The sequence below is a fragment of the Streptacidiphilus sp. EB129 genome (assembly GCF_041262645.1).
Classification (GTDB): domain Bacteria; phylum Actinomycetota; class Actinomycetes; order Streptomycetales; family Streptomycetaceae; genus Streptacidiphilus.
Map to the genome: position 1 here is coordinate 83335 of NZ_JBGCCS010000029.1, position 13309 is coordinate 96643.

Genomic DNA, 13309 nt, shown 5'->3' on the forward strand with positions numbered 1-13309 from the left:
GCCGTGTTCGCCGGAGGAGGCCCGACGCCAGAGGGACGTCCTCCCGCTGACGACGGGTCGGGGTAGGTACGGGTGTCGCTACTTGCCGATGGCGGTGAGTACTTCGCCGGCCGCCCGGGCCCCTTCGACGGCTCCGCCCTCCATGTAGCCCTGGAACGTGTAGGAGGTGTGCTCGCCGGAGAAGTGGAGGTTGCCCTGGGCGGTGCCCTCGTAGCCGGCGTAGCTGGTGACGTAGCCGACCGGCCAGCAGGAGTACGCGCCGTAGCTGTAGGGGTTGAGGTGCCAGGCGGAGAGCTTGGCCTGGCCGGTCCAGGCCGCCGTGGTGCCGGGGAAGGCGTGTTCGACCTGGCCGAGGCGGGTGCGGGCGAGCGCCGCCGTGTAGCCGCAGGTGGAGTCGGTGAAGGCGCTGGGCGGGGTGAGGCCGCGGGCGAGGCTTCCGCCGCCGTACTGCACCAGGATGCCGTCGCTGCCCGACTGACCGCGGGTCACGTCCCAGACCTGCTGGAACGGCTGGTCGCTGAACATCTCCCCGTTGGAGGTTCCGGGCCAGGGGCCGTTGCCCGCCCAGGGGCGGGAGGTGAACTGCATGTTGAGCTTGGTGCAGTAGCCCATGGTCATGTGGGTCAGGACGCCCTGCAGCATGGTGTCCAGACCGGCCCCGCTGAGGTCGACGTGCTGCTGCAGGATCGGCAGCGGGACGGTGAGGACCGTGTGGTCGGCGGTCACGGTGCTGGTTCCGCCGCCGTCGAGGGCGAAGGTCAGCGTCTGGGTGCCGTCGCTGTTGCGGACGACGGCGTTGAGCGTGTACCCCTGCTGGATCGTCCCGGCCGGGAGAGCGGCGGCGATGGCGTGGGGGAGCTGGTCGTTGCCGCCCGTGATGTGGTAGCGCTCGTCGGAGCCGCCCCAGATGTTGAAACTGCCCGGGTTGGCCTGCCAGGCCAGCAGGCAGAGCAGGGCGTAGGAGGACTGGTCGACGGTGTCCGCGCCGTACTCGACGTTGTAGGCGACGTCGAGGAACGCGCCCAGTCTGCTGGCGAACCCTCCCGGGACGCGGGTGTTGATCCAGTCGCGGACCGAGAGCCGGTCCAGGACGACGTTCGCCGCGTTGTGACTGTTCCAGGTGGGGGTGTAGCCGTTTCCGGCGTTCACGTCGTCCTGGACGGCCTGCCAGACGGGTTTGAAGTCGAGGTCGGCCTGGGATCGGGCGTAGTAGCCGCCGTCGAACCAGAGGATCTGGTCCGCCTGGGCGCCGTAGACGTGGCGCACGGGCGTGGTGCCCAGGCCGAAGCGCTGGCACAGGTCGAGGATTGCGTGGTGTCCGGTGTCGATCAGTTCGGCGCCGTACTCGGAGACCTGGTTCTGGGCCCAGTAGCCGGGGTTGGCCAGGGAGCCCTGCGAGTACACGCGTCCGCCGATCCGCGAGGGGTTGGCCTCGTAGATCGTGGAGCTCACGCCGCTGTCGGCCAGCGTCAGCGCGGCGTTGAGGCCGGCGAGGCCAGCACCGACGATCGCGATCCGTGGTGTCGAACCGCCGACGGGCCTGGTCGGGGTTGCGGCGCGTGCTCTGCGCGGCGGCAGTCCCAGGGTCAGCGCCGTCGCGCCGATACCGACCGCGGCGGCGCGGGCGAGCAGGACGCGGCGGGAGAGCCCGCCTGGGTCGGCGGCGGCGTCCGCGCGCAGGCCGCGGTACTCGTCGACGGGGAGTCGCAGTCGGCCCGCCGCCGCGTGGTCGGCGGCCAGGCGCTGGAGTGCTCGTGCTGCGTCGCTGCGTGCCATGGAGAGAACCTCCTGGTCGGATCGGTGCGTCGAGGGAACAGGTCAGGGCTGAACGGGCGGGACTGGTCGGGCAGGAACGGCAGAGCAGGACCGGCAGAGCAGGAGGGGTGGGTCAGGCGCGGGCCGGCTGCGCGCCGGCCGGGTCGGGCTCGCGTTCGGTGGTGTCCTCCATGACGATGCGGCCCATCCGTTCGTAGCGCTGCGGATCGTGGCTGCGCATGTAGAGGGCGAGCGCCAGGCCGGTCGCGAACACGACGCCGACTATCCACGGGATGAGCTTGAAGAACAGCGTGCCGGAGGCCGTGCCGGCGGCGGTGTTGAGGTTGGTCATCAGCAGGTAGACGGCGGCGAGCATGCCGACTCCGCCGAGAAGCGGCGCGGTGAAGGTGCGGAACCAGTGCCGGGTCTCGGGATGGTTCCTGCGGAAGTAGGCGATGACCGAGAACGAGCAGAGAGCCTGGACGATCAGCAGCGCGAGCGTGCCCAGGATGGCAGTGAGCGTGTAGAGGCTGGCGTAGGGGTCCTGGTTCTCGACCCAGAAGCCGACGACGATGGCCAGCGCGATGCCCGTCTGCACGAAGGAGGCGATGTGCGGTGAGCCGTGCCGGGGATGGGTTCGGCCCAGGGCCTTGCTGATGAAGCCCTCGCGGCCGATCGCGTAGAGGTAGCGTGCGGCGCAGTTGTGGAAGGCCATGCCGCAGGCGAAGGAGCTGGTGCACATGAGCCAGCCGATGACGGTGACCGCCCAGTGGCCCAGGTAGTGCTGGGCCGGGACCAGGAACAGGTCCAGCGGGGTGGCGCCGGTCGCCGTGGCGGAGGCCGTGGCCAGGCCGTTGCTGGAAAGCGTCATCCAGGTCACGAAGATGAAGAGCACCCCGAGGCCGATCACTGCGGCCAGGGTGGCGCGGGGGATGATTCGCTTGGGGTTGCGTGACTCCTCGCCGTACATGGCGGTGGACTCGAACCCGATCCAGGACCAGAAGCAGAAGAACAGTCCCAGTCCGGCCGAAGGCCCGGCAAAGGCTTTCAGCGGGTCCAGAGTGTGCGGCACCAGTCCGTCGGGGCCGCCGCCGTGGACCAGGATCGCCCCGCCGAGCAGCGTGAGCATCAGCACCTCGCCGACCAGGAACACGCTCAGCACGCGGGAGGCGACGTGCAGGTCGAAGTAGGTGAGCGCCGCGGTCACGGCGAGCATCGCCAGAGCGAAGGCCTGCCAGGGCCAGTGGACGTGGAACTGCGAGGTGAAGGCAGCCTGGGCGAAGTAGGCGAAGATGCCCACGATGGAGGCCTCGAACACGACGTAGGCCAGGACGGCGAGCAGCCCGGACGCCATCCCGGCGACCCGGCCCAGGCCGTGGGAGATGTAGCCGTAGAAGGCTCCCGCAGTGGTGATGTGACGGGCCATGGCCACGTAGCCGATGGTGAACACGGTCAGCACGGCGGTCACGAAGAGGAACGCGGCCGGAGCCGCCGAGCCGCTGCCCGCACCGATGATGATGGGCAGGTTTCCGGTCATCGCGGTGATCGGGGCGGCGGTTGCCAGCGCCATGAGGACGACTCCGGTCAGTCCGACCGAGTTCGCCTTCAGACGTTGCGTGGTGGGGGGGCTCCGGTCTGGCGCCGACCTGCTCGACAGCGGGCATGGCTACTCCCTGAGGACACGCTCGTGAGCTGGAGTGCTCCGCTCCTGCGGAGTCGGCCCAGTGTGCGTTGCCCCGCCACTGGCCAGGCATGAGCACGATGTAGTCAGAGCTGTAAAAGGATTGACGGACTGTCACGTAACATTCCACAGCTGGATTGCCCCGCCGGCTCCGTTCACGGAGGACATCCACCTGCGGCGCGGGCGGCGCGGTGATGGGGAAACAGCGGGCGGGGCGGCGTGCCACCCACTGAGTGCGCGGCGTACGCGGGATACTGGCGTCATGCGCGTGGCGGTGCTGACGGCGGGCTCGCGGGGCGATGTCGCCCCCTATACCGGGCTGGGTCACGCCCTGGTCCGGGCGGGACACGAGGTGACCCTGGTGACGCACGAGCGGTTCGCGCCGCTGGCGAGCGCCGCGGGCCTGGGGTTCCACGGCCTGCCGGTCGACCCGCGTGCGGTGCTGGAGTCGGCGGCCGGGCGTGGACTGCACCGCAGTGCGACGGGCGCGGGCAAGCTGGCCCGGATGATCGCGCTCGCCCGGCATGGCGTGATGGACATCGCCGACGCGCTGGTGGAGCCGGCGCGGCGCGCGGACGTGCTGCTGCTGTCCGCGGTGCTCGCGCCGCTGGGGCACGTCCTGGCCGAGGGACTGGGCCTGCACACTCTCGGTGTCTACCTCCAACCCCTGGCTCCCACCGGCGAGTTCGCCGCACCTGTGGCCGGCACCCGGTCCTGGGGGCGGACCGGGAACCGGATCAGCGGCCGGATGGTCAACGCGGCGCTGGACGCCATCTTCGTCGAGGCGGCCCGCACGCTGCGCACCCGCCTGGGACTACCGCGGGGCGGGGTGCGGGCCACGCGGCACGCGCGCGAACGGCACGAGTGGCCGATCCTGCACGGGTTCAGCCCGCTGGTGGTACCGCGCCCCCGGGACTGGCGGCCGGGACTGGAGGTCTGCGGATACTGGTGGCCCCACGACCCGCTGCAGGAGCAACTGCCCACCCCACTGCGGGACTTCCTCGCCGCTGGGCCGCCGCCGGTCTTCGTCGGCCTGGGCAGTGCCACCGTCCCCGACCCCGAACGCACCAGCGCCGTCGTGGTGGCCGCGTTGCGCGCGGCGGGTCTGCGCGGGCTGATCCAGCGCGGCTGGGCCGGACTGCACGCCGAGGGCGACGACATGCTCACCGTCGACGAGGTCCCGCACGCCCTGGTCTTCCCGCACGCGGCAGCCGTCGTCCACCACGCCGGTGCGGGGACCACAGCCGCGGCACTGCGCGCCGGCGTCCCCTCGGTGCCCCTCCCGGTCCAGTTCGACGCGGCGTTCTGGGCCAACCGCCTGACCGCGCTCGGCGTTGCCCCCGGCGCCGTCCCGCTGCGCCGCCTCGGCGTCGACGCCCTCGCGTCGGCCCTGATCCAGGCCTCCCGCGTCGCCGGCTACCGCGACCGCGCGCAGCGGCTCGGCGCCCGCATCCGCGCCGAGAACGGCGCGGCCGCGGTCCACGCGCGCCTTGAGCGGTTCGCCCAGGGGGCTTCCGCCCCCCGCGAGGCCAGGTGACAGTCGAGCCCTACCGTCCAGATTTCGCCTAACACAGTCTTCGCGGAACGCGGTGTCGCGGATGAAGGGAAGCCTGTTCTCGATGATCCACTCGGAGCGGGCGAGTTCCCCGACGCACGCACGGCAGTACCTGAGCTCGTAGCCAGGGTCGGACGCCGCCTCCACATGCCCGACGGGGATCGTCGCGGCCTGCTGATCGCACTGGTCGCAGTACGGGCGCATCCAACCCGACTCCCACCGCAGTAAGTCGAGGGACACCGTGTCGTCGGGGTGCTCGGTCATGGCGCCGGCTCGACGAGGACGATGGGCAGGCTGGTGATGTACTCGCGGAAGCAGTTCTCATGGTTGATCGCGACACGCCTGGACGTCGGGTCGCTGACGTCAGCGCGGACCGTGATCCCGGAGGCCGGCAGCTGGCAGAAGTCGCACATGCGGGCCGGACGCGGAGTGGTGGGAGTGCTCATTCAGTCACCTCCGCCAGGTCGGCGACCAACTGCAGAACGTTGTACAAGCTGCTGGTGAGCGCCCCCACCATCAGGACCAGATCGGCCGGTGGCGTGCCACCCACGTCGAGCTGACCGGCCTGCTCAAGGTCGTTGCGGGCGACGCGCACCCGGAAGTCCTGGGTCGGTGAGAGCCGCGGCCTGCCGGTCACTTCCGGCTCGGTCAGCGGTTCGGGTAGCAGCGCGCTCATGGCCATCCCCAGGTGCGTCAGGTGTCCGTTTCGTCTGCCTCTACGGTTCCGTGCACCACCACTTCCGGTCATGGGCACTGGAGTCCAGGTTTCCCGGACCTCTGTCCACCTCCCTGACCAGCAGTCACGGCGCGTTCCGGGCAGTCATCCTGGACTCGGAACCACTCGGGAACCGGCCGTCCACCCTCACTGGCCGTCACGGCGGGTCTACGTTGAACACACGACCAGCGACCTCCCTGCCCTCGCGGAGAACGCCATGCCCGCACGCCCGAAGCCTGGCTCCAAAGCCGACCGCGACGCCCTGCGCACGGAGATGCTGACCGCCGGGGCCACCCGGAACGCGATCGTCGCCGAGATGCGCGCCCGCTGGGGCCTGCGCCCGCGCGAGGCATGGCGGCAGGCACACGGATGGTCCCTGCAGCAGGCCGCCGACCGGATCAACGACGCCTCCAACGGCTCCGCCCTGGCGGCACTGATCGACGCCAGCCAGCTCGGGAAATGGGAGAAGTGGCCTGCGCCGGCGTCTCGGCGCCCGAGCCTCGCGGTGATCGCGCTGCTCGCGGAGGTGTACGGCTGCGTCGTCGAAGACCTCCTCGACCTGGAGGACCGGCGTCACCTCCCGGACACGGACCTGCGCGTCCTGCGCGGCACCACCCCGCCGCAGACACCGGACCGCGCGCCGTCCCCCCAGCCGGGCCGGACGCCGGAACCGGCAGGCCCGGAACTGGTCCTGCTCACCGCTGACCAGTCCGCAAGCTGGGCGCAGTGGGCCGAAGGCAGCAACGTCGGGGACATCGCCCTGGAGCAGTTCCTCGCCGACGTCCGGGCCTTGGCGGGGGACTACCTCATCCAGGACCCGATGACGCTGTTCATGCGCACCAGGCGGCTGCGGGACCGGGTGTTCACGCTCCTGGAAGGGCACCAGCCGCCGCGGCAGACGACCAACCTGTACGTCGCCGCCGGCTACCTGTGCGGACTGCTGGCGTGGGCGAGCTCGGACCTGGGGCAGCTGCATGCCGCGGACACCCAGGGGCGCACGGCGTGGCTGTGCGCCGAACTGGCGGGGCACGACGGCCTGCGGGCGTGGGTCCTCTCGACCCGGTCGAAGATCGCCTTTTGGGACAGGCGGTACCGCGACGCGATCAACCACGCCCGACGCGGCGCCACCTTCACCGTGCCCGGGACCGCCGGGATCCTGCTGTCCTGCCAGGAAGCCGACGCATGGGCGGAGCTCGGTGCGACCGACGAGGCCGGGGTCGCCCTGACCCGCGCCGAGACCGCGCGGGAGAAGATGGCCGGGACGGACGAGATCGGCGGGATCTTCTCCTGCGGGGCGGTCCGGCACGCCAACTACTCCTCCGCGGTGCACCTGCGCGCCGGCCAGCCGCATGAGGCGCTCGTCGAGGCTGACGGGGCGCTCGGGCTGCTTGCCCAGCAGTCGGTGCGCGCGGTCGGGACCGAGGCGCAACTGCACCTGGTGCGGGCAACCGCGCTGCTGGTGACCGGGGAGGCCGACGGGGCGTTCGAAGCACTGCTGCCCGTCCTGGGGTTGCGCCCGGAGCAGCGGCTGGACACGGTGACGTGCCGGTTGGAGCAGTTCGCGGCCCGGGTCGCGCAGGGGTCGTATGCGGGCAGTGGTCCGGCCCTGGAGATCCAAGGTGCGGTGGAGGTGTACTGCCGGGAGTCGGCGCCCAGGATTGCCCTCTCGCCAAGCCCGGCGGGGCCTGCTTGGATCACAGGTCATGACTGACCCTCAGAGCATGGCTGATCACTGGTGGTGGCGTCCGGGCTGGTCGCCGGGGCGCCGGTTCCTGACGTGGCACCTGACGTTCGACGGACAGGACCAGGTGCACCGTCTCGCTGCGGACTGGCGCGGCTACCTGGGGCGGCTACCGGACCTTGATCTAATCCCGGACCGGTGGCTGCACCTGACGATGCAGGGCCTCGGGTTCGTCGACGAGGTGAAGCCCGAGGAGCTGGACGCGATCGTTGAGATCGCCCGCGCCCGCCTGTCGCTGGTGCCCGCGTTCGAGGTGACGATCGACCGGCCGGCGGTGACGCCGGAGGCGATCCGCTGGGAAGCCGAGCCCGGCGAGCCTGTAGCTGCCGTGCGGGACGCGATCCGCACGGCAATCGGGGAGGTGTGGGCGGAGGTGCCGGAGGCGCGAGACGGGTTCGGGCCGCACGTCTCCATCGCCTACAGCTGCGGGGCGGGGCCGATCGGCCCGGTCGTCGAGGCGGTGAATGCTGCCCCGTCAGCGCCGACGGCCGCGCGGATCGCGAGCGCGGAGCTGATCCTCATGGGCCGGGACAACCGGATGTACGAGTGGGAGACCGTCGCTTCCGTGCCTCTCGGCTGATGCTCCAGGCCAACGCGGCCCCGCCTGCGAACCGGGCGCCGGCAGCCCCCTTGGCACAGGGGGACGGTGATGGAGCCGTCCCCTCGTCAGTTCGGTGCGCTCGCGGGTACGGCGTCGGCCGGTGCGGGGGCTGCGGCGTCGAGGTCTGAGGCGCACCGGAGTGCCCAGAGGCCTGCGAGACCGAGCAGGGCGGCCGCGGTGATCGGCAGTAGCCAGCCGGGCAGGGTGGAGGGGAACGTGTAGACCACCACTGCGTCCAGGCCGGCGGCGAGGCACAGCAATGCCATCACCGGCAGGTGGAGCCCGGGCTGGAAGCGACGCAGCGCCGCGATGGGCTGGTCACTCTCCGTGCCTCCGAAGGTGAGGGCGAGGCAGGGGCCCACAGCGAAGATCATCATGCCGAAGGCGAAGAATCCGCCGAGGAAGTCGCCCAGCCCGGTTGCCCGGGCGCCGAGGTCCGGTCGGGTCGGTGCGTACAGGACCGCGACCTGGTCGCCCTTGGACAGCAGGGGTCCGCTGACCGCGACGTCCCTCACGGCAAGCGCCCGGCTGTGACCGGTGAAGGGGACGTCGACCACGATGTCCGCGGTGTAGATGCGCTGGTGGTTGACGACCGTGTCGGTGTCCTTGGGCGGGCTGAGTACCTGTGCCACCGTCACCGTGTGTGTGCCGCCGCCGGCCTGGTAGATCTGCGTGGTCAGGCGGCCGTTGTCACCGTGCGGCTCGAAGGCCGGAGCAAGCGCGGCTATGCCGCCCAGAGCCAGTGTCAGGCCCAGGACCGCTCCGAGCAGCCGGTTGTCGTCGCGGCCCGGGGCCTGCCGGTCTCTGCGCCGGGTGGCCAGTGATGCGGTGACCCAGACCAGCGCGCAGCCCGCGGTCACGGTGGCGGGCAGCAGCGCGTGAGTCGTCGGTATGTCGGGCTCGGTCCGGCCGAGGTCCACCCACTCGGGGACGATCCCCGCCAGCTCCCACAGCGCGGTGGTGAGCGCGCTGAGCACGGTCAGCCACCCGCTCAGCCTGGTCCAGGTCCAGATTCCGGCCATGCGAAGCCCCCATCCCCCGTGGCCCCCGCCGGGCCGGATGGAAGCTATCACGAAGTTGATCACCAGCGGCGCCCCATGGCTGCCGATGGGCCCCGCGACCCAGTCGCCTTCCGCCACTGACCCGCAGCGACAGCAGGCCACGCCCCGATGACCCAACTGCGCCGGCCCGGCGAGGGATCCCCCAGGCGGGATCGAGAGGGGATCAGGGCGAAGACCAGCGAGCCACCTGGGGCGCGCCCGCGCGGGTCCAGCCCACCGGGGTGCCCGCCAGGTCCAGCGCTCCGGCCTTGGCCTGGGTCAGCAAGTCCTGGAACTGGTCCGCGCTCATCTGGATCTGCTGGCCGAAGTCGTCGGTGATCCGGATCCGCTTCTCGGCGGGCGCGGCCGGGTCCACGAACAACTCGGGGCAGCCGCATTTGCAGTTGCCGCAGAAGGTCGCCAGCCGGGTCACGCTCTCGGACAGCACCTCGCGCCAGGAATCCGCCTCTCCAGCAAGCAGTACACCCTGGTCGCCGAGGGGGCAGCCACTGCCGGCGCGTTTGCCCGCGCCGCCGAGGTGATCGCCACTCAGGTCCAGCGCGAGACCGGAGTGCTCCTGCACCCGGAGCTCGACCTCCTCGGCAGTGAGCCGACCTACGAGCGGCTGCAGGGGCAGTAGGTCCCACTCATGGATGACTCGCCCGCCCGCGCATGGCCGCAGGCATGCTGTCCCTCAACCCAGCCGAGCACGTGCTTCTCGTCAAGCCTCTCGCTGTGGCGGTGGTTGCGGCCCAGGTGGAAGCGGCGGGCTGGTACCGAACCAGAAGTAGCGTTTCGCAGGTCAGAGCAAGGTCTGCCAGTAGTACCAGAAGCGGTTGAGGATCAGCAGCGCGATCACCAGGTACCAGGCCGCGGGCACCACCCAGTGCCAGCGCGCGACCGTACTTACCCCGGGCTGCCAGGACGCCGGGAGCGGGATCACGCCCCGGCGGGTGGTGTGCACGGCGGTGTACCAGAACAGCGGGATCGTTACGGCCCACACGACCATGCAGTAGGGGCAGACCGCGCCGATGCGGTAGAGCGTCTGGAAGATGAGCCAGGTCACGAAGCCGATCCCGAACAGCGTCCCGGCCTGCAGCCCGAGCCAGAACCAGGGCCGGAAGCGCGCCCCGGCCAGCATCGCCGCCCCGATGCTGAGTACCACCGCGAAGCCGGCGATGCCGATCAGGGAGTTGGGGAAGCCGAACGCGGACGCCTGCGCGGTGCGCATTACCGAGCCGCAGCTGATGATCGGGTTGATGTTGCAGCTGGGAACGTACGCGGGGTTCTCCAGCAGCCGGATCTTCTCCAGGGTCAGCGTGATCGAGGCGGCCAGCCCCACCGCGCCGGCCAGCAGGTAGAGCCAGGCCAGGGCCCGGCTCGCGGACACCATGTCCTCCCGTTCGGGTGCGTTCGGTGCGGCGGGGGCGGGAACCGGGGTGGTTGCAGCAGTCATCACGAGCTCTCCAGTCCGGGTTCCGGGGCTACTTGGTGGTCGCGGTGGTCTGCTGGACCAGCGCGGTGTACTGGGCCGGGGTGACCGGGTTACCGCTGTTGTCGAAGACGGTCAGCTGCTTGCCGTCCAGCTTGAGGGTGGGGGTGCCGGTGACCCCGCTGGTGTTGAACGCGGCCGACACCTTCGCCGCCCAGGGCGCGTAGACGCGGTCCTGCACGGCCTTGGTGAACTGGGGCGTCACCAGACCCGGGACCTTCCGGGCGAGGTCGAGCAGGGTGTTCAGGTTCCCGAAGCCGTCGGTCTGCTCGTCGGGCTGGTTGGCGTAGAGCACGTCGTGGAACGCCTTGAACTGGGCGGTGCTCTCGTTCAGGGCGGCACCGGCGACCTGCAGGGCGTCCATCGAGCCGCTGCCGCCGAGGTTGTCGTCCAGGAACGTGGCAAGGTGGTACTGGATCTTGTACGTGCCGTTGTCGGCGAGCTGCTGGATGGTGGAGCCGTCGGTCTTCTCCAGCTTGTCGCAGATCGGACAGCGGAAGTCCTCCCACACGTCCAGGGTGTGCTTGGCGTTCGGGTTCCCGTACACGATCACCGTGCCGTCGGTACCGCTGGAGTGGGCGGGGACGACCAGTGGGCCGCTCGCGCCGGTGCTGCCGGTACCGGTGCCGACGGCGACGGCTATGCCGGCACCGACCAGGACGACGGCGGTGATCGCCGCTCCAATCGCGATCCGGCGGCGGCGCGCCTCGGCCTGACGGTGGTGGGCGCGCTCCTGCTGGAGCCGTTCGCGGGCCGACTGACGGGCCTGCTGCTTGGTGGGCTTCTTCGAGGAGTGTGCCCGGGGGTGCTGGGTGGGTTCGTGGTTCACGCTCATGGCCGTCCTCACAGACAGAAAAAGACAAGGGGGAGGTGAGGGCATGGGCCTGCGCAGCACCAGCAGCGCCGCCCCCGCGCAGCGCGCGAGGGGAGGCAAGGAGGTTAAGGGATGCTGCTCAGCAGGCCGGGGCGAGAACCGGTGGTCCGCGGCGCGAGGCGGCGCTGAGCAGCGCGTCCTGCGGGCCGTGGTGCGGCTTGTCGGTCGGCGGAAGCAGCCAGCAGGGGGTCTGGGGGAGCGTCTGCGGTGTGGTGAGCCAGACCAGCAGGGCGGCGATGGTTGGCCAGGCGGCCACGGCGAGGCTGCGCAGCACGGTGAACAGGGCGGCCTCGCCACGGCGCAGCCACCATGCGGTGGCCAGGGCGAGGAGCAGGTGCAGCAGGAGCAGCAGCAGGACCTCGCGGCCGGTCACCGAGACCAGCACGCGCGGGGCCTGGGTGGCGATGCCGAGCAGTCCGGGGCGGATCGAGCCGCCGCCGCAGGCCAGCATCCCGGGCCAACCGGTGACCGCGCCGCCGGTGCCCGTGCCGGGCGGGCAGCTCTGCTGGCCGGCGTTGAACAGGGCGTTCAGGCCCATCTGGAGCGGGACCAGTACGGCCGCGATGCACCAGAAGCCGCGCTCGGCGGCGATCAGCAGCATCGCCGCACCCAGGCTGCCGGCGAATCCGATCAACACGAGGTCGAGGGGCAGCGGCTGCCCCGTCACCACCAGCCGGGCCCCGGCGGACAGCAGGACGGACAGCGCGGCGAACACCACCGCGCGCACGCTCCGAAGACCGTATCCGTCCATCAAACGGAGTATGCCAGGCCACACCGCGACCGGACAGGCCCTCTGTCGGCAGCCGCCCGTGAGTTTGTCGAGCTCCTGCCGGGGATGCCACGATCAACGCCGAGGTGGCCGCGCGCCGACCAGTGGGCCTGCGATGCAGGGGGACTTGGGCCGTGCGCGCTCCGGGGGCGGCGTTCAGGCCATGGCTTCGCGTTCGGTCTCGCCGTCGCCCTCGTCGAGGTGCCAGTGCAGGTCGCGGATGCCCGGTTCGAGTGACAGCCGGGTGATGAGCTGTTCCAGGGCGTGGGCCGGGTCGCCGGAGACGGCGACGGTGGCTTTGACGTTGGTGGTGTCCTGGCCTTCCCTGCGAGCCCGCAGCCCGGTGGGGGTGAGTCCGCTCCCGCCGAGGGACTGCAGCAGCAGGGCGCGGATGTGGGGTTCGGCGCGGCGGTCGCACAGGAGGTGGATGCTGGCGCGCACGCCCTCGACGTCGGGGTCGTCCTGGGGCACGCGGTCGATCAGGCGTCCGGCGGGGCGCAGGGTCAGGTGGATGGCCAGGACGGTGACGGTGCCGATCCAGGCGAAGGCGAGGTGCCCGGAGGCTGCCATGACGCCCACGGCGGCGGAACACCACAGGGTGGCGGCGGTGTTGAGGCCGCGGACCGAGGCGCCGTCGCGCAGGATCACGCCGCCGCCGAGGAAGCCGATGCCGGAGACGACGTAGGAGGCGACGCGGGTGGGGCTGCCGAGGTCGCCGGCGGCCGCGCTGTAGAGGACGAAGAGGGTGGCGCCGGCTGCGACGAGGGCGTTGGTGCGCAGGCCGGCCATCCGGGCGCGCCACTGGCGTTCGACGCCGATGAGGGCGCCGCAGCCGACGCCGGTGGCCAGCCGGATCAGGAAGTCGAGAGTGCTCAGGGTGTGCACGGCGGCACCTTCTCATATGCGGGTGTCTCCTCGGGGGCGGGGCGCGCCCGACCCCGAGGAGAAACAGTCAGTGTCCGAGGGCGACCTGGACGATCTTGATGATGATCAGGATCATGGCGATGAACAGGTAGCCGCGCAGGGCGCTCATGCCGATCTTGCGGCCGGTGGCCATGACGGGCTTGGTGAGGGTCTCCAGTGGGG

The 13309-nt window shown here is 71.1% G+C and carries 13 protein-coding genes; 3 read left to right on the plus strand and 10 right to left on the minus strand.

Annotated elements, in window-relative coordinates; translation table 11 throughout:
* Window positions 1-78: 78 nt before the first annotated feature.
* The gene (locus tag ABH925_RS28480; protein ID WP_370152341.1) at window positions 79-1776 is read right to left on the minus strand and encodes an FAD-dependent oxidoreductase; all 1698 of its coding nucleotides are present in this window, start codon (window positions 1774-1776) and stop codon (window positions 79-81) included.
* A 112-nt stretch (window positions 1777-1888) separates the two neighbouring features.
* Window positions 1889-3325 (minus strand): APC family permease, encoded by a 1437-nt coding sequence (locus ABH925_RS28485; protein ID WP_370152344.1) that lies wholly within the window; start codon window positions 3323-3325, stop codon window positions 1889-1891.
* Window positions 3326-3698: 373 nt separating this feature from the next.
* Between ABH925_RS28485 and ABH925_RS28490 the strand changes: the two genes are divergently transcribed.
* The gene (locus ABH925_RS28490) at window positions 3699-4973 is read left to right on the plus strand and encodes a glycosyltransferase (protein ID WP_370152346.1); all 1275 of its coding nucleotides are present in this window, start codon (window positions 3699-3701) and stop codon (window positions 4971-4973) included.
* A 278-nt stretch (window positions 4974-5251) separates the two neighbouring features.
* Here ABH925_RS28490 and ABH925_RS28495 read toward each other — a convergent pair whose 3' ends face one another.
* Complete coding sequence (locus tag ABH925_RS28495; protein WP_370152349.1) at window positions 5252-5437, minus strand: hypothetical protein; 186 nt, start codon at window positions 5435-5437, stop codon at window positions 5252-5254.
* On the minus strand, window positions 5434-5673 hold the full coding sequence (locus ABH925_RS28500) for a hypothetical protein (protein ID WP_370152351.1): 240 nt from the start codon (window positions 5671-5673) through the stop codon (window positions 5434-5436). The genes ABH925_RS28495 and ABH925_RS28500 overlap by 4 nt, the downstream gene beginning before the upstream one ends.
* A 250-nt stretch (window positions 5674-5923) precedes the next feature.
* Here ABH925_RS28500 and ABH925_RS28505 point away from each other — a divergent pair, with 250 nt between their 5' ends.
* A complete protein-coding gene (locus tag ABH925_RS28505; RefSeq protein WP_370152353.1) occupies window positions 5924-7417 on the plus strand; it encodes a helix-turn-helix transcriptional regulator in 1494 nt (497 codons plus the stop codon).
* A 10-nt stretch (window positions 7418-7427) separates the two neighbouring features.
* Complete coding sequence (locus tag ABH925_RS28510; protein ID WP_370152356.1) at window positions 7428-8027, plus strand: 2'-5' RNA ligase family protein; 600 nt, start codon at window positions 7428-7430, stop codon at window positions 8025-8027.
* 86 nt (window positions 8028-8113) lie between these two features.
* Here ABH925_RS28510 and ABH925_RS28515 read toward each other — a convergent pair whose 3' ends face one another.
* The 6 genes from ABH925_RS28515 to ABH925_RS28540 all read right to left on the minus strand — a co-directional run bounded on the left by ABH925_RS28515 (window position 8114) and on the right by ABH925_RS28540 (window position 13108).
* Entirely contained in the window at window positions 8114-9070 is a 957-nt protein-coding gene (locus ABH925_RS28515; RefSeq protein ID WP_370152360.1) for a hypothetical protein, read from the minus strand.
* Between the two features lie 202 nt (window positions 9071-9272).
* Window positions 9273-9533 carry a hypothetical protein gene (locus ABH925_RS28520; protein WP_370152386.1) on the minus strand — a complete coding sequence of 87 codons (261 nt, stop codon included), beginning with the start codon at window positions 9531-9533 and terminating at the stop codon, window positions 9273-9275.
* Window positions 9534-9890: 357 nt separating this feature from the next.
* Window positions 9891-10544 carry a vitamin K epoxide reductase family protein gene (locus ABH925_RS28525; protein WP_370152363.1) on the minus strand — a complete coding sequence of 218 codons (654 nt, stop codon included), beginning with the start codon at window positions 10542-10544 and terminating at the stop codon, window positions 9891-9893.
* 28 nt (window positions 10545-10572) lie between these two features.
* A complete protein-coding gene (locus tag ABH925_RS28530; protein ID WP_370152365.1) occupies window positions 10573-11415 on the minus strand; it encodes a thioredoxin domain-containing protein in 843 nt (280 codons plus the stop codon).
* A 118-nt stretch (window positions 11416-11533) separates the two neighbouring features.
* The gene (locus tag ABH925_RS28535; RefSeq protein WP_370152368.1) at window positions 11534-12205 is read right to left on the minus strand and encodes a hypothetical protein; all 672 of its coding nucleotides are present in this window, start codon (window positions 12203-12205) and stop codon (window positions 11534-11536) included.
* A gap of 174 nt (window positions 12206-12379) precedes the next feature.
* Window positions 12380-13108, minus strand: coding sequence for an MgtC/SapB family protein (locus ABH925_RS28540; protein ID WP_370152370.1), 729 nt, complete (start codon window positions 13106-13108; stop codon window positions 12380-12382).
* Window positions 13109-13309: the final 201 nt, after the last annotated feature.